Source organism: Priestia sp. 179-F W1.4 NHS (genome assembly GCF_045369295.1).
Lineage (GTDB): Bacteria > Bacillota > Bacilli > Bacillales > Bacillaceae_H > Priestia > Priestia zanthoxyli.
In genome coordinates this window covers 1,897,715-1,912,916 of sequence record NZ_JBIQFF010000001.1, presented here as the reverse complement: position 1 = coordinate 1,912,916, position 15,202 = coordinate 1,897,715, and the positions used below count along the sequence as shown (strand labels likewise).

Genomic DNA, 15,202 nt, shown 5'->3' with positions numbered 1-15,202 from the left:
CATGTAAAAAAGAAAAAGCAATTCCTTTTGAAAAGGAAACTGCTTTTCTTTCTGTTTCTATTACACTTATAAAATGAAGCTGACAACAATCGCTGACAGTACGCTTACAAGCGTAGCTCCATAAAGTAAACGAAGACCAAAGCGCGCTACTGTATTTCCTTGCTTTTCACTTAAGCCTTTAACCGCTCCTGACACGATTCCAATTGATGAGAAGTTAGCAAATGATACTAAGAATACGGATACAATTCCAAGCGTTTTAGCACTGAATGTTGAAGCCATATCTGAAAGACTCATCATTGCCACAAATTCATTTGTTACAAGTTTTGTTGCCATAATTCCACCCGCTGCCACAACTTCTGAAGCAGGAACACCCATGATGAATGCAAACGGTGCAAACACATATCCAAGGAGATGCTGGAACGATAGACCAAATAACATTTCAAACACGTTATCAATCGCAGCCATCAGCGCAACGAAACCAATCAGCATCGCACCTACGATAATCGCTACTTTAAATCCATCCATAATATATTCGCCAAGCATTTCGAAGAACGTTTGCTTATGACCTGTTTGTACCTCTAAAATATCTTCTTGATCCGTTACTGTGTAAGGGTTAATGATAGAAGAAATAATAAATCCGCCAAATAAGTTAATCACAATTGCTGTTACTACGTATTTTGGTTCAATCATTGTCATATAAGCACCGACAATGGACATTGAAACAGTCGACATAGCTGATGCACAAAGCGTATATAAACGGTTTGGCGGCAGTTTGTCTAATTGCTTTTTAACGGTAATAAATACTTCTGACTGACCTACAATCGCAGAAGCTACTGCGTTATAAGACTCTAATTTTCCCATTCCGTTAATCTTACTGAGAACTAACCCAATCCATTTCATAATGAACGGAAGAATTTTAAAGTGCTGTAAAATCCCGATTAAGACAGAGATAAAAACGATTGGAAGCAGCACGTTTAAGAAAAACGGCATTGATCCTTTATTCGCAATGCCTCCAAATACGAACTCTACGCCTTCATTTGCATATGAAAGCAGCTTTCCAAAGACGCTGGCAATCGCATTAATAATAATCAAGCCAAACTTCGTGTTTAGAAGTAAAGCTGATAAAAGAAGCTGAATCACAACCATAATAACGATTGGTCTATATTTGATTTCTTTACGGTTATTACTTGCAAGATACGCTAATCCAAAGACAACGAGTAACCCTAAGATGCCAATTAAATATTTCATAGTATCCTCCACTGCTTACTTATTTTTGTAAGTCTTTTGATGAAAAATAGCCTGGTAAGATTTCGTTGATGTTTGTAATCACAAAATCTCCTTTTAAGTTTGCTAAGATAATTTGTGTGTGATCATCACAGAACTCAGCTAATACTTGTCTGCATGCGCCGCAAGGAGAAATTGGGCCGTCCGTATCTCCTACAACTGCAATAGCTGAAAACTGCTTGTCCCCTTCTGAAACAGCTTTAAAAATAGCCGTTCGCTCAGCACAGTTCGTCAATCCATAGGAAGCGTTTTCAATATTGCATCCACGATAAATCTTCCCATCGGTTGTTAAAAGAGCTGCACCAACATGGAAGTGAGAATACGGTACATGTGCTTGTTTGCTTGCTGCGATTGCTTCATCTATTAATTGTTTTGGCTCCACAGTCATCATCCTTTGCTTAGTTTACAGCAGGTTAGTTAGTACTAACCTGCTGTCATTTATTAATAATCAGAGTTGCTTAATTGACCTTTTGCAATTGATACGCCAGAGCTTGCACCAATACGTGTTGCACCAGCTTCAATCATTGCTTTTGCATCTTCTAAGCCTCGAACGCCGCCAGAAGCTTTTACACCTACATCTGGTCCAACCGTTTTTCTCATAAGCGCTACGTCTTCTACCGTTGCGCCTCCTGTAGAGAAGCCTGTTGACGTTTTAACAAAATCAGCTCCAGCTTTTACAGCTAGCTCAGAAACTTTTGCTTTTTCTTCGTCTGTTAAAAGAGCTGTTTCAATAATTACTTTTACTAGCGCTTTTCCTTTTGCAGCATCCACTACTGCTTGAATGTCGCTTTGCACTAAGTCATAGTTTTTATCTTTTAACGCGCCGATGTTGATTACCATATCTACTTCATCTGCACCGTTTTCGATTGCATTTGTAGTTTCGAATGCTTTTACTGCTGAAGTCGTAGCTCCAAGAGGGAAACCGATTACCGTACACACTTTTACTTCTGGAGCATCTTTTAATAACTCAGCTGCTTTTTTTACCCACGTTGGATTTACGCAAACTGAAGCGAATGAATATTCTTTTGCTTCTTGTGCTAAAACCGTAACTTGCTCTTCTGTTGCATCTGCTTTTAATAATGTATGATCAATAATACCCGTAATGTTTTGACTCATTTTGTTCTTCCTCTCTCTTTCTTAATGAATTTCTTTATAAATTAACGTTGGAGCTTCTACTTTTTCAGCGACCGTGCTGTAAGAATCATAAACGATATCCATTACTTCCTGTACATCTTCGCTGTTGCTGTGGATTGTAACAAGAGCGTCGCCTTTTTTCACTGAATCTCCAACTTTTTTATTAAGCATAATACCAACTGCTAAGTCGATTTCAGATTCTTTTGTTGCACGTCCTGCACCTAGCTTCATTGCCGCTACGCCAATTTTTTCTGCAACGATTTCTGAAATGTAGCCATCTTCTTTTGCTGGTACTTCAATTTTGTGCGCTGCATCCGGTAATTTAGACGGATCGTCTGCCACAGAAGCGTCTCCGCCCTGTGCGCTTAAGAATGTTTTAAATGATTCTAATGCTTTTCCGTTTTTAATTACTTCTTGAAGCATTGCACGCGCTTCGTCTAAGCTGCTTGCTTTTTCAGCAAGTACAACCATATGACTTCCTAATGTTAAGCAAAGCTCCGTTAAATCTTCAGGGCCTTCGCCTTTTAACGTGTCGATAGCTTCTTTCACTTCAAGCGCATTACCAACCGCAAATCCTAGAGGCTGGCTCATATCTGAGATGATTGCTTTTGTGTTTCGGCCTACGCCTTTTCCGATTTCAACCATTGCTTTTGCTAATTCTTCAGCGTCTTCAAGCTTCTTCATGAATGCGCCGTTCCCCGTTTTCACGTCCAAGCAAATGGCATCTGCTCCAGCGGCAATTTTCTTACTCATAATTGAGCTTGCAATTAACGGAATCGAATCAACCGTTGCTGTTACATCACGAAGCGCATAAAGTTTTTTATCCGCTGGCGTTAAGTCTCCGCTTTGGCCGATAACGGCAATTTTATTTGTATTTACTAAACGAATGAATTCTTCGTTTGTAATTTCAACGTGGAAGCCAGGCACTGCTTCTAGTTTATCAATCGTACCGCCAGTGTGTCCTAAGCCGCGGCCAGACATTTTGGCAACCGGTACATCAACCGCAGCTACTAAAGGTCCTAATACAAGTGTTGTTGTATCACCTACGCCGCCTGTGCTGTGTTTGTCTACTTTAATACCTTCAATTTTTGATAAGTCGATTTGATCGCCTGATTCAACCATTGCTTGCGTTAAATTTACGCGTTCTTCCTGCGTCATTCCTTGAAAGTAAATCGCCATCGCAAATGCCGATAGCTGATAATCAGGTAAATCCCCTTTTGTATAACCTTCGATAATAAAATCGATTTCTTCTTTATTTAATTCATGTCCATTACGTTTTTTTTCAATTAAGTCAACCATTCTCATGACGTTTTCCCCCTAAAAGTATCTGCATATTGTGCATCCACTAAAACGTTTTCAACAACTTACACCCTTACTATATAATAGCTTTGAACAATTGTAAACAGATATATTTACATTTGTTCAAAAATATTTATAGCCGCTGTTTTAGTGAATAAAAAAAGACTTCCGCACTCGGAAGTCTTCCCTTATTTTTCAGCTTTTATCACAAATGACAATACGATTCTGTACTTATTCTTTACCTTTTTATAAGGAATTAATACATATGGCTGATCAGGCGGCGTAAATCGTTCAATTCCTTTTTGATTAGCATCAGGAGAAAAGTACATTCTTCCCCACCGTTTAATAATATAGCCCGTGGTTCCTTTAGCAATTACCCCGTCTTTTGAGACGTCCCCTTGAAAAGGATACCTGTTTCGCTGTGCCTGCAGAGATGACGCAGAATAAGATACAATATCTTCTACTATTTCAATTCGATGAAGCTTTTGCTCTTGAAAAAACAGCGTCTTCATCTCCTTTACTCTTGTTTATCTAATAAAAAGCGCGCCGTGAACTGATCCGTAACGAGCACATTTGCAAATTTCCCTTGCAGCGCTCCGTAAATGCTGTCGATTTTCTGATCCCCGCCAGCTACTAAAATGGCGTACTCTTTCTTCTTAAGCTCCTCCAAATCAAGTCCAAGCGTCCGTTCATCCAGGCTTTCATTGCAAATTTGTCCATCTTTATCAAAAAAGCGTGAACAAATGTCTCCTACCGCTCGGGAGGAAATCATCTCTACATCTTGTTCGGAAAAGTAGCCAAGCTGAAAAAGCAGCGAATCCGTTTTGATGGGGCCCGTAGTAAACACAGCAATGTTGGCTTGTTTGCCTAAATCTAAAATGCGCTTAATATGACGATCCGTTTCCATTGCTTTTTTAACTACCACGTGATCGACAATCACAGGCAGAGGAAGATGCATAGGAGGCGTATTGTATGCCTTTCCAAATAAGTACATAATTTCAGAAGCATATGTGCTCGTTTCCGAATGGCTTACTCCGCCTTTTAACTGCACAACCTGCACGTCATTCACATACTTTTGTTTTAAATCGATGGCCACTTGATAAAGAGTTGTTCCCCACGTCACCCCAATAATATCTCCATCTTTTACGATGTCATAGAGATAGTCAGCTGCTGCTACGCCTAGATGACTTTTAATAATGTGATTTTCATATTGAGGCACCGGTGTGACGATTGCTTTTTTTAGATTGAATTTTTGTTCAAGCTGAGAAGACAATTTTTCACTATTGATAGATGAATCCACAATTTTAATTTGAACAATGCCTTCTTCTTTTGCTGTCTGCAGCAATCGAGAAACCGTAGGCCTTGATACACCAAGCTTTTTTGCAATTTCACTTTGATTATAATCAAGAATATAATACATCCTTGCCGCTTCAATCACTTTATTAAATTTCTCTTGATCCATCTCCATCGACTTGTTCTCCCTTACCTCATGAATTTCTTATCCCAATTTTACCAAACTTATGTCTTTAGTTTACTTGTTTGATGAACAAAATTTCAAGAGGTAGATGAAATATAAAAATTAAAATCCTTAATTCAAAAGATACTTCGTATACGTTGGGATTTAATTTGAATTTTCACTGTTTTTTTTCGAAGTGTTGAGCAAGTCGATACTCACAAATTTCTTTAGTCCATTTATACAAAGTGCTATTATCAGCTTCTTCTACATCCAGGTTAAAGCGAAAAACTCCATCTTCAAACTCTACAAGTCCTTTTGAACTTCCACTCCACTTTGTCATTGGCATTGTAGCAATCAATTTGGCAACTTTTTTTTCATCATATTCCCAAAGTTTCTGAGTAAGTTTGTCAGAAAAATCAACTTTTCTTCGATACGTTTTTCCCATTAAATATTTATGAAAAAATGGTGCGACCTCCTTAGGTGTAATAAAACTCAACCAATGTTCTATGCCGCGTTCTAGCATATATTTTAAAACAATCATTTTGTAGCTTTTCGACATCGACGTACGTTCAACCTCTATAAGCCACGACTCATAACGTAAAAATATCTTTCTCTCTTTCTCACTTAACTCATTTGCCCAATTCAAGAAACCAATGAATGTTTTAAATTCTTGCTTGTAAGCAATTGAATGCTCACTTCCATTTAAATGTAATTCTTTATAAGTAGGTCGCCTTCCTAATTCCTGCTTTAACTGAATATAGGCAGAGTAAAGTTGCTCTTTTCTTGGTTGACGCTTTTTTGCAAGTTCTTTCAACAAATCAACCGCTTTTACATCGATATGGAATTCACATGATGTTGGCACTGTAGGAATAATTAATCCTTTTTTCTTATCCACCTCTTTAATATCCCCATGAAATAGCTGAAGTTTTATATCAGCATTGCGATAATTTCCAATTAAATCAATGATTGTACAGTGTGTTTTATTAGGATGAAGTCTCAACCCCCGGCCAATCTGTTGAGTAAAAATAGTGAGTGATTCAGTAGGCCTTACCATTAAAAGTGTGTCAACTGAAGGAATATCTACTCCTTCGTTAAAAAGGTCTACAGTAAAGACGATGTCAATCTTTCCTTCTACTAGAGATTCTATCGCCTCTTGCCGAGATATTCCTAATGTTTTTGAATGAAGGCTTATTGCTCCAAAGCCTTGTCTCACAAAATAAGAAGCAAGAAAGTCAGCTTGTTCAATTGACGAGCAAAATCCAATTGTTCTTGTTTGTCTATGTTTTTTCCATGCTTCTACTACCTTTTCTGCAACTTCCACCTTCACTTGCACTGCTAATAATTCTTTACGGTCATATTTTGTACCAAGCCAAGTAATTGCTGAGTAATCAGTTTCATCGTATATACCATAATAATGAAATGGCGTCAGCCACTGCTTTTGAATTGCTTCTATAAAATGCAATTGATATGCAACATTTCCTTCACATAATCCATAAATATCTTTTTGATCCATTCGATCTGGCGTAGCAGTGATACCTAATAGAAAGAGTGGCTCAAAATACGTTATAACATTTTGATATGTATTAGCTGCAGCATGATGAAATTCATCCACTACAATTAGATCAAATTCTTCTGGGTTAAATCGTTTTAAATGTTTAGTTCTACCTAGTGTGTAAATCGAAGCAAATAAAAAGTCGGCTTTTTCATCCTTCTTTTGCCCGTAATACAAGCCTGTCATTTTAGAAGGCATAATATGCTTAAACGTAGATTCCGCTTGCTTTAAAATCTCTTCTCGATGGGCAATAAATAGAACCTTCTTAAATTTCTTAGCAAAAAAAGCTGCTAAATATGTTTTTCCAAGACCTGTAGCTAATACAACCATTGCCTTTTTATAACCTTCTTCTTGAGTTTGTTGCAATGCCTCTAAAGCAAGATGTTGAACGGGTCTAGGGTGAATATCACCATAATTTTTAGCTCCCTCGCTTACCTGTACGGGCTGATTAGCTCTTTTAACTTCTGGAATCATAAGCTCTGTTTCCTCTAATTCAGTCCATTCTTTTACTATCAAAGGATTCGTTTCTCTGTACTTTTCATAATTATCCTTATATGTTTCTATAGTTTCTACATTTATTGGAATAGTCTGGTCATGATAAAATAGACGCATGAATTCTTCAGTTGCCTTTTCAAACGATGAAGCCTCCTGATGATCCTGAACCTTTACGCTCCATTCTACCCCACTAGTTAAAGCAGACGCAGATAAGTTAGAGGACCCTACAATAAGAATACTATCTTTTTCAGTTTCGAATATGTAAGCTTTAGGGTGAAAAGACTTGCCTTTACTGTGCCAAAGTCTTATCTCTAATCGGGGATGGATTTCTAGTAAACGCGTTAATGCTCTTGGCTGTGTAATATATAGATAATCCCCTGCTAGCAACTTCACTTCGGTTCCTCGCTCAACGGCTTCCTTCAAAGCCTTTTCAATAACCTTTACGCCTGATTCCATTACAAATGATGTTAAAATATAAATGCTTTTAGCAACATTTATTTCAGCTATAATCGTTTGACCGATTTGTTCGGTAACTAGCTCAACTTTGCTCATCTTCTACCTCAATCAAATAAATTCGTTCTTCAAACCCTCCTCGTTTCTCAGCCTTTTTATGACGTACTTCTTCCAACTGTTCTGGAGTTGCTCCGTGAATGGCAGCCAAGGCGTACATAACTTCAAGTAAATCCGCTAATTCTTCAATTGAATCTTCATGATTTTTAGCTTCACTATATTCTTGAAATTCTTCTTTTGCCTTTTTCATTAACTCTGTTTGATATTCTTCTCGTTGCAACACACGTGTTTTGAATGTCTTTCCCGATTGTTCTATAATAGTTGGAATATGATCTCGTACTAGCTTGTTATAAGTTGGCATACCTATCCCCTCCATTTTTTAATAGTTTAATAGTTTTGAAATGATCTTTTATTACCTTTAAATACATTTAAATCAATGAATTTCTCTTCACCATTATACCCTTTCAACCGCCCTTTGTCCGTATACTGCCAAAACGTCCATTCTTGCTGCTCTTCAAGAGTGGGCTTTTTCACAACGTCGCGAATCCAAATATCACACTCAGGATATCTGTTTTTAATATACAAGTCATACGCTTTAGGCGTCGTATAAAGAATGACGCGCTTGTCATAATGAGATTCAAGACGTTTAATCATGCTAGAAAGCTCCTTGTATACATGTTTCTGAGACGGAAGGTTTTGTTTTTTGTCTCCGTAAAATTCAACATCAATCACGGGAGGGAGATCGTTATTTCTAAGAGAAACCGTTTTGATAAAATTAGCCGCTTGTGTTTCACCTTTGCTATCATAACTAAAAAAGTGATAAGCTCCGATCCGCATGCTTTTGCGATTTGCTTGTTCCCAGTTTTGTTTAAATAAAGGATCTTGAAATGAACTTCCTTCCGTTGCTTTGATAAAAGCAAACTGAATATCTTGTTTACTCAGCACACTCCAATCAATCTCCCCTTGATAAGAAGATACGTCTACGCCTTTTACATCATAGTGGTTAGCACTTATCGCATTAGGAATTACCCACCCTTTACTCCATAGTAGAAATATAAAACTTACAAGAGCGGCTAATATAACTCCTACGGCAAGAAATCTGTTCTTCTTTTGATTTTCTTTATCTATTGTGTTTACCCCCTTTTTTAGAAAATACTTCTAATATTCTAACATAAAAAGGATTTTTCAAAGCAAAAGAGCCTACCAGTCTTTATTTGGAAATATAAAAAAACCACCTAAAATCAGGCGGCTCTTCTTTTATGCTGCGTCTTCAGATGGTTCATTATCTTTGGCTGCTTCTATAAGTAAGAAAATAGCCGTTAAGATGTGCATGATCATGCCGACAATTGGAATCCACGCAATAGCAGAACAGACAATTCCCATGATATGCCCTGTCCGAACTTTGTTTGTTTTAATGGCAAATACTAGACCTACAATATGCAATGCGAGCATTAAAATAAGCGGCGCGTAGGCTAGGCCAATAACCAAGGTCCCGCCTAGAATTGGAATCCCCCAAAGAGCCTCTAATCCTCCGCTGACCCATTTCAATATACGACTTGTTTTTCCCAATGTATCCTCCCCCTTTGTCTTCAATGTATGCACAGAGGTTTTGTTTCTGAACGGTTGTATATGAAAAAAGTGGCAAAAATACGTGTACTAAAAATAAATCGATAGTCCCATATAAAGATACGTTTTTATACAGGACTAGTGTAATAGTGGAAAATGAATGAGAGGAAAAGGCGTTGTTTTACATGTAATAACGAGGAGCTCTTCGTCGAGAGAATGAAGTAAACATCAACAAAGAAGCCGAACTCAAAATGTAAGCTCGGCTTTTTCTTATATGATAAATAGAAGTATTATAAAATGTTTTTTGTATTAGTGTTCTCGACTCTTCTCAAATTTTTCAACAGCTTCAAAATCAAGCTCGGCTGATATCCAATCGCCTTTTTCCGGGAATTCTAAATTTCGAACGACTATTTTATTCGGCCCTTTTTTTTCTACAATTTTCGCCTGACAGTTTTTGTACATAACTACTTCTCGTTCTTTGATATCTGTCCACAACAAGTGCAGAACCCCTTTCAATTTTAAGAAGTTAATATTTCGAAACACTGTTTTACATTTTATTATATTTTTTTGGATTTGTTAATTTTTTTGTCTTGTTTTTCATAAAAAAATGATCAAAACGCTTTTTTCCACTACAATATACCCAAAATATCTTTTAACCTTTAAATATTTATGGTATATTTTTAAAATTGTATTACAAGTTTTTTGTTTTTGCCTTTTCGTTTCTCCTCTTTTCTTCTTTTTACATATTCATAATAGACATATCAATCTATACTAATACGTATCAAGGTTTAAAAGTTCAAAAATATCTTAACATACTAAAAAGCATTGGGTTGTCCCACTAGAAAGCCAGTCGAATTTACAAAAACTCCACCGAAAAAACTAGAAGCCTTTAGCCATACAAAAGACTACTTTTACTGCATTTATATTTTAATGAATACTAACAACACAATTTGAGGTGCCAACAATGAACGTACTAACAAACGCTATAATTATCTTATTAGCTTATTTAATTGGGTCAATTCCTTTTGCTTTAGTGATTGGAAAGGGCTTTTACAAAACCGATGTTCGTAAGCACGGAAGCGGTAACTTAGGAGCTACTAATACCTTTCGCACTTTAGGAAAGAAAGCAGGTATTATAGTATTGATCGGCGATATAGCAAAAGGCTCGCTAGCCGTCTGTTTACCGCTTATGATGAATAGTCACTTGCATATGCTTGTCCCTGGATTTATTGCTATTCTTGGGCATAGCTATCCGGTTTTTGCAAAGTTTAAAGGAGGAAAATCTGTAGCGACTGCCGCTGGTGTATTCCTTGCATTTTCACCATTAGCTTTCATTCTAGGGATTCTTGCTTTTTTAATTTCTCTCAAAATTTCTAAATACGTATCCTTATCTTCACCTATTGGCGCATTGGTTGCCTTTTTGGCATCAATTTATGTAGGTGATGTTGTACTAATCGTATTTGCAGCCGTTATTTTTGTTTTCATTACATGGAAGCATATTAAAAACTTCAAACGAATTAAATTGGGTACAGAACCTAAAGTTAATTTTTAAGCGTACTAAAGTTAGTAATCTTTAAATGATGTTGCCAAAAAGGTGTTCATGAGTTGAACACCTTTTTTATTATTTTAGTACGTCTTGTCCCAAGATAGACGTAAATTATGAAATTTCTTTAAAAATGCTCTTGATTATAGAGTAAACAATACACTTTACTGCTTCCTATATCTCATTTTGTAATTTGATATTTACTATTTAACCACCTTAAAACGATGAGTGTTACGGCACCAGCTGCTAAATATAAGAAGCCTCCAACTTCTATTACATACCCAAAAGGTGGAATAAGCTTTGGTAAAAAAACCATCCCTGCAAGAGAAATAAAAATTAAGACAAAGAGTAGAAAAAAGTCCTTAATCTTATTCGTAATTTTGTAAACAGATTTTTGTATCCATTTCAAAAGCAGAAAAACATCAAGAGAAATAATAGCTGCAACAATAACAAAAGTGACGATTGCCGTTCCGATATAAACAGTCTGGCTGCTATCCTTAACATAATGTACAACAATATTTCCTATCCCGCTTACTATAGCCATCAAGCTTGCAAGCTGTAACAATAAAAAGCTTATAAAAAAAGCAGTGCTTTTTAAGGGTTCTTTAGGTAACTGTTTAATCATTTCATCACAGTACGTCTTAAGGTTCTCTCCAAACACCTCTTCAGCACGCTTCCCTTCCGCTTGTGCGTCAATAAGGTGATCTAAAAGCTCCATCAATAACTCTTCAGCCTGCTGTTCAGAAACTGACACACTCGTTCGAATGTAAACAAGCATATTATCATAGTACTCTTCATTTTCCTTGGTCAGCTCTTTTCGCTTCTTATTATTTAATTTAATTAACTCCTTAGCGTTCATCGTAAAAACTCCTATTCAACAATTTATTTACAGGGTTTTGAATGTTGATCCATTCCTCTTGGATTTCACATAATGCGCTCTCGCCAGATGCCGTAAGATGATAGTACTTTCGTTTAGGACCCGAAGGCGATGCTTTCATTTCTCCCTTTATTAATCCCTCCTTTTGAAGACGTAGTAAAATGGGGTAAATCGAACCTTCACTCACATCATTTAATCCATATTGTTGAAGCTTCTGGGATAGCTCATAGCCATAAACCGTTTCTTTTTGAATGATTGATAAGATACACCCTTCTAAAATTCCTTTTAACAATTGACTTCTCAAAGACATATCGATTTCTTCCTTTTCACTATCTTGTTATACAAGATACATTTTTAAAGTAAAGCTACCTTGCAAGACAAGATAGCTTTACATCACTCATAATAACCTATTTATGGTAAGTATTCAACCATTTATTTACTTTTTTTATTAAACCACTTAACATAGTAATCTTTTTAGTAAATTTGAATAAATAAATGAAACCTTTCCTCTCCACTAACCGTATACCTATCATGCACGTATTAGTTAAAGGAGGAAGACTTGTGCTAAAACGAATTTCACTGTTTATTTTCGTTAATATTTTAGTATTAATTACAATCACAACGATTACATCTTTATTAGGTGTTCAAAGCTATATGGGAAGCGGCGGTTACGGCGGCCTGCTGGCATTTAGCGTCATTGCCGGCTTCAGCGGCGCGATTATTTCTCTTATGATGTCACGCTTAATGGCAAAGTGGATGATGGGTGTTCAAGTTATTGATGAACGTTCTCCTCAAGGTGAATACGAACGATTTGTTTTAGAAGAAACGCACCGACTTGCATCTGTGGCAGGATTAAGAAAAATGCCGCAGGTCGGAATTTATCATTCAGCGGAAGTTAACGCGTTTGCAACGGGTCCAAGTAAAGGACGCTCGCTTGTTGCTGTTTCAAGCGGAATGCTTGAACGAATGGACCGCGATGCCATCAGCGGCGTTATCGCCCACGAAATAGCGCATATTAAAAGCGGTGATATGGTCACAACTACGCTACTGCAAGGAGTATTAAACACATTCGTTATTTTCTTCTCTCGTTTAGTAGCCAAAGCGGTGTCAAACTTCGTGCGAGAAGAGTTTGCGATGGTTGTTTATTTCCTTACATCGATTGTATTTGAGATTCTCTTTAGTATCTTAAGCAGTCCAATTATTTTCTGGCATTCAAGAAGACGTGAATTCAAAGCCGATGAGCTTGCAGCTAAACTCGGCGGCAAGGAAAAAATGATTTATGCGTTAGAATCGCTTCGTCATACTACTTCATTAGTAGATGACCGTCAAAAATCAATTGCCGCTTTTAAAATTAGCGGTAAAGAAAAATTCTCACGCTTATTTTCTACTCATCCGCCGCTTGAAAAACGCATTGAGCGCTTGCATTCACTATAAGCAAAAGAAACCAGCTTCTTTATGGAAGCTGTTTTTTTATGTTATGACTGAGGAGCAAGCACGCGTGCAGCTTCCCACAGCAAGACGCCGTCTTCATTTTTTGTTAATTCCACGTAGCCTTCTTTTTCTAGATACGTAAGCTGGCCGTACACTTCTGAGAAAATAAAGTCAGGTGCTTTTTGATACATATCCGGGAAAAAAGCAGCGCTGACTTCAAGCGTTGTTTTCTTTCCTTGCCCCATCGCTTGTAACACGCGCAGCGCCCATTTATGCTGCTTTTGAATACGTTCCATAATTAAAGAATGAATGTCACTAAGCGGTTCACCATGTCCGCTATAAATCAAATCAATGTCGTAGTTCAACGTTTTTTCAAGAGACGCCAAGTAGTCCAATAGCGGCGTTGGCTTAGGATTTTGAATGGTTGGCTCTAAATACGGGTTTGACGGTACTTTTGGCAAAATATGATCTCCGCCAAACGCAACTTTTTCTTTGCGATTGTAAAACATCAGCTGACTTAACGAATGTCCCGGCGCTTCAATCACTTCCCACTCACTCGCATACGGAAGTGTATCGCCTTCTTTTAAATAACCCGTTAGCTTCTGCCCTTTAGGTGAATATACTTGAATTGCAGCCGTTGCTTTACGAAGCCATTCTTCCATTACATCATCACTGACTCCAAACTCCATAAGGAAATTACGATATAGCTCATTATGCTGCTGAACAAACTCTTCATCTTGGAAAATCCAAGGCTCCACAAGCTTATGACCGTAAACCGGTATATCACTCGGCAGCCATTCTAAAAATCCAGTGTGATCTGGATGCTGGTGAGTCAGAATAACTTGTTCAATATCTGTTACTTTATATCCTTCTTTACGAAGCGCCTCTTCAAAAACGCTCCACGCTTCTTTGGTTTTCATACCTGCATCAATTAACGTTAACTTGTCTGCTTTTAATAAAAACACATTCACTGGTCCAATTGGAAATGGCGTAGGCAGTTCAATGCGTATCACTTTATGATCTAAACTCATTTTACCAAACCCCTATATCTGCATTCTTTTTACTTTTTTATACTGTTAAACGTCTTATTCTTTTAATTAGTCAATTTCCTGCTAACGTCTACCTGTAAAAGTACTCTGAGCAGCAGTCATTACATAGCTCTTTGCACTCGTACAAACAGTCACATAAACTCATACTATTAATAGTTTAGCAGGTTTGAAGACAAATTGATAAAGGAATGCTTTCCAGTGTACTTATTTAAAGCAAACGAATGGTTCATCAAACGAAAAAAGTAAGATAGAATAAAGAGACGAAATGATGATATAAGGAGTATAGGTTATGATTAAAGCGATTTTTCTTTTTATCTTAGCAGGTCTTGCTGAAATTGGCGGAGGCTATTTGATTTGGCAGTGGTTGCGCGAAGGAGCATCAAGCTGGTTAGGACTTCTGGGCGGTATTGCTTTGGTGCTGTACGGCGTCATTGCTACGTGGCAGTCGTTCCCCGACTTTGGACGTGTATATGCAGCTTACGGCGGTATTTTTATTGTTTTAAGCCTGTTTTGGGCATGGTGGGTTGATAAAAAAATGCCCGATACATACGATTGGCTTGGCGGACTTGTGTGTCTGATTGGCGTAGCGGTTATGCTTTGGCCAAGAAGTTAAGTAATCACACAGAAAGGAGCGCGTTTTCTCCCTTTTTGTAAGAAGAAGCAAAATAAAAAGAGGCTAGGACATAACGAGTTGAATCCAATCTAAAGACGAACAAATGAGAGACATGAGCTGAACCGCTTGAGACACCGCCGTTGATTTCCGTGCAAGACTTCGCTTTCCGCGGGCGGACGCTGAGCCTCCTCGTCGCTTACGCTCCTGCGGGGTCTCAGCTGTTCCGCTTTTCCCGCAGGAGTCTTCGTCTTGCCCTCCAATCAACGGCTAGAAGAATCTAAACAGGTGAAACCTACGTTTACCCTAACAAAAAAACGAACTACTCATCAACATGGTTGATAAATGGTTCGTTTTTCACTTCGTCTAACATACTTTTTTCCCAGCCTCTTTTTA

Annotated in this window: 18 protein-coding genes; 3 read left to right on the top strand and 15 right to left on the bottom strand. The window is 37.6% G+C overall.

All coding sequences use genetic code 11. The annotated features are described in order from the left end of the window. Positions 1-66: 66 nt before the first annotated feature. The 11 genes from ACH0CI_RS10375 to ACH0CI_RS10325 all read right to left on the bottom strand — a co-directional run bounded on the left by ACH0CI_RS10375 (position 67) and on the right by ACH0CI_RS10325 (position 9,794). Positions 67-1,248 carry a NupC/NupG family nucleoside CNT transporter gene (locus ACH0CI_RS10375; RefSeq protein WP_028412960.1) on the bottom strand — a complete coding sequence of 394 codons (1,182 nt, stop codon included), beginning with the start codon at positions 1,246-1,248 and terminating at the stop codon, positions 67-69. 19 nt (positions 1,249-1,267) lie between these two features. Next, on the bottom strand, positions 1,268-1,666 hold the full coding sequence (locus ACH0CI_RS10370) for a cytidine deaminase (protein WP_013057475.1): 399 nt from the start codon (positions 1,664-1,666) through the stop codon (positions 1,268-1,270). Positions 1,667-1,725: 59 nt separating this feature from the next. Further along, complete coding sequence (gene deoC / locus ACH0CI_RS10365) at positions 1,726-2,400, bottom strand: deoxyribose-phosphate aldolase (protein WP_014459662.1); 675 nt, start codon at positions 2,398-2,400, stop codon at positions 1,726-1,728. Positions 2,401-2,421: 21 nt separating this feature from the next. Further along, the gene (locus ACH0CI_RS10360; RefSeq protein WP_221818109.1) at positions 2,422-3,723 is read right to left on the bottom strand and encodes a pyrimidine-nucleoside phosphorylase; all 1,302 of its coding nucleotides are present in this window, start codon (positions 3,721-3,723) and stop codon (positions 2,422-2,424) included. 182 nt (positions 3,724-3,905) lie between these two features. Further along, positions 3,906-4,229 carry a hypothetical protein gene (locus ACH0CI_RS10355; protein WP_335708297.1) on the bottom strand — a complete coding sequence of 108 codons (324 nt, stop codon included), beginning with the start codon at positions 4,227-4,229 and terminating at the stop codon, positions 3,906-3,908. A gap of 5 nt (positions 4,230-4,234) precedes the next feature. Continuing rightward, positions 4,235-5,179, bottom strand: a complete 945-nt coding sequence (locus tag ACH0CI_RS10350; RefSeq protein WP_026106623.1) for a DNA-binding transcriptional repressor DeoR — start codon at positions 5,177-5,179, stop codon at positions 4,235-4,237. A gap of 172 nt (positions 5,180-5,351) precedes the next feature. Next, complete coding sequence (locus ACH0CI_RS10345; protein ID WP_335708298.1) at positions 5,352-7,772, bottom strand: DEAD/DEAH box helicase family protein; 2,421 nt, start codon at positions 7,770-7,772, stop codon at positions 5,352-5,354. Further along, positions 7,759-8,091 (bottom strand): pyrophosphohydrolase domain-containing protein, encoded by a 333-nt coding sequence (locus ACH0CI_RS10340; RefSeq protein ID WP_335708299.1) that lies wholly within the window; start codon positions 8,089-8,091, stop codon positions 7,759-7,761. The genes ACH0CI_RS10345 and ACH0CI_RS10340 overlap by 14 nt, the downstream gene beginning before the upstream one ends. Before the next feature lie 26 nt (positions 8,092-8,117). Continuing rightward, the gene (locus ACH0CI_RS10335; RefSeq protein ID WP_406901382.1) at positions 8,118-8,858 is read right to left on the bottom strand and encodes a glycoside hydrolase family 25 protein; all 741 of its coding nucleotides are present in this window, start codon (positions 8,856-8,858) and stop codon (positions 8,118-8,120) included. A 129-nt stretch (positions 8,859-8,987) separates the two neighbouring features. Next, positions 8,988-9,299, bottom strand: a complete 312-nt coding sequence (locus tag ACH0CI_RS10330; RefSeq protein WP_335708300.1) for a hypothetical protein — start codon at positions 9,297-9,299, stop codon at positions 8,988-8,990. A 306-nt stretch (positions 9,300-9,605) separates the two neighbouring features. Then, positions 9,606-9,794, bottom strand: a complete 189-nt coding sequence (locus tag ACH0CI_RS10325) for a hypothetical protein (protein ID WP_406901363.1) — start codon at positions 9,792-9,794, stop codon at positions 9,606-9,608. A gap of 466 nt (positions 9,795-10,260) precedes the next feature. On the opposite strand from ACH0CI_RS10325, the gene plsY reads away from it, so the two are divergent. After that, on the top strand, positions 10,261-10,848 hold the full coding sequence (plsY, locus tag ACH0CI_RS10320) for a glycerol-3-phosphate 1-O-acyltransferase PlsY (RefSeq protein WP_063247784.1): 588 nt from the start codon (positions 10,261-10,263) through the stop codon (positions 10,846-10,848). A gap of 172 nt (positions 10,849-11,020) precedes the next feature. On the opposite strand, the gene ACH0CI_RS10315 is transcribed toward plsY, so the two are convergent. Then, entirely contained in the window at positions 11,021-11,698 is a 678-nt protein-coding gene (locus ACH0CI_RS10315) for a DUF1129 family protein (RefSeq protein ID WP_251446826.1), read from the bottom strand. Then, entirely contained in the window at positions 11,688-12,026 is a 339-nt protein-coding gene (locus ACH0CI_RS10310; protein WP_028408974.1) for a PadR family transcriptional regulator, read from the bottom strand. Before ACH0CI_RS10310 ends, ACH0CI_RS10315 begins: the two co-directional genes overlap by 11 nt. Positions 12,027-12,277: 251 nt before the next feature. On the opposite strand from ACH0CI_RS10310, the gene htpX reads away from it, so the two are divergent. Then, positions 12,278-13,150, top strand: a complete 873-nt coding sequence (gene htpX / locus ACH0CI_RS10305) for a protease HtpX (protein ID WP_335707114.1) — start codon at positions 12,278-12,280, stop codon at positions 13,148-13,150. 41 nt (positions 13,151-13,191) lie between these two features. Here htpX and ACH0CI_RS10300 read toward each other — a convergent pair whose 3' ends face one another. Next, entirely contained in the window at positions 13,192-14,178 is a 987-nt protein-coding gene (locus ACH0CI_RS10300) for an MBL fold metallo-hydrolase (protein ID WP_335707115.1), read from the bottom strand. A 307-nt stretch (positions 14,179-14,485) separates the two neighbouring features. Between ACH0CI_RS10300 and ACH0CI_RS10295 the strand changes: the two genes are divergently transcribed. After that, positions 14,486-14,809, top strand: a complete 324-nt coding sequence (locus ACH0CI_RS10295; RefSeq protein WP_098622552.1) for a YnfA family protein — start codon at positions 14,486-14,488, stop codon at positions 14,807-14,809. A gap of 63 nt (positions 14,810-14,872) precedes the next feature. Here the strand turns inward: ACH0CI_RS10295 and ACH0CI_RS10290 are convergent, their stop codons facing one another. After that, complete coding sequence (locus ACH0CI_RS10290) at positions 14,873-15,073, bottom strand: hypothetical protein (RefSeq protein WP_176343894.1); 201 nt, start codon at positions 15,071-15,073, stop codon at positions 14,873-14,875. Between the last annotated feature and the right edge of the window lie 129 nt (positions 15,074-15,202).

Bases quoted from the DNA above. Each gene is read 5' to 3' on its own strand.
- ACH0CI_RS10375 (WP_028412960.1), bottom strand. From the start codon at position 1,248: ATGAAATATTTAATTGGCATCTTAGGGTTACTCGTTGTCTTTGGATTA.
- deoC (WP_014459662.1), bottom strand. From the start codon at position 2,400: ATGAGTCAAAACATTACGGGTATTATTGATCATACATTATTAAAAGCA.
- ACH0CI_RS10360 (WP_221818109.1), bottom strand. From the start codon at position 3,723: ATGAGAATGGTTGACTTAATTGAAAAAAAACGTAATGGACATGAATTA.
- ACH0CI_RS10355 (WP_335708297.1), bottom strand. From the start codon at position 4,229: ATGAAGACGCTGTTTTTTCAAGAGCAAAAGCTTCATCGAATTGAAATA.
- ACH0CI_RS10350 (WP_026106623.1), bottom strand. From the start codon at position 5,179: ATGGATCAAGAGAAATTTAATAAAGTGATTGAAGCGGCAAGGATGTAT.
- ACH0CI_RS10345 (WP_335708298.1), bottom strand. From the start codon at position 7,772: ATGAGCAAAGTTGAGCTAGTTACCGAACAAATCGGTCAAACGATTATA.
- ACH0CI_RS10340 (WP_335708299.1), bottom strand. From the start codon at position 8,091: ATGCCAACTTATAACAAGCTAGTACGAGATCATATTCCAACTATTATA.
- plsY (WP_063247784.1), top strand. From the start codon at position 10,261: ATGAACGTACTAACAAACGCTATAATTATCTTATTAGCTTATTTAATT.
- ACH0CI_RS10315 (WP_251446826.1), bottom strand. From the start codon at position 11,698: ATGAACGCTAAGGAGTTAATTAAATTAAATAATAAGAAGCGAAAAGAG.
- ACH0CI_RS10310 (WP_028408974.1), bottom strand. From the start codon at position 12,026: ATGTCTTTGAGAAGTCAATTGTTAAAAGGAATTTTAGAAGGGTGTATC.
- ACH0CI_RS10300 (WP_335707115.1), bottom strand. From the start codon at position 14,178: ATGAGTTTAGATCATAAAGTGATACGCATTGAACTGCCTACGCCATTT.
- ACH0CI_RS10295 (WP_098622552.1), top strand. From the start codon at position 14,486: ATGATTAAAGCGATTTTTCTTTTTATCTTAGCAGGTCTTGCTGAAATT.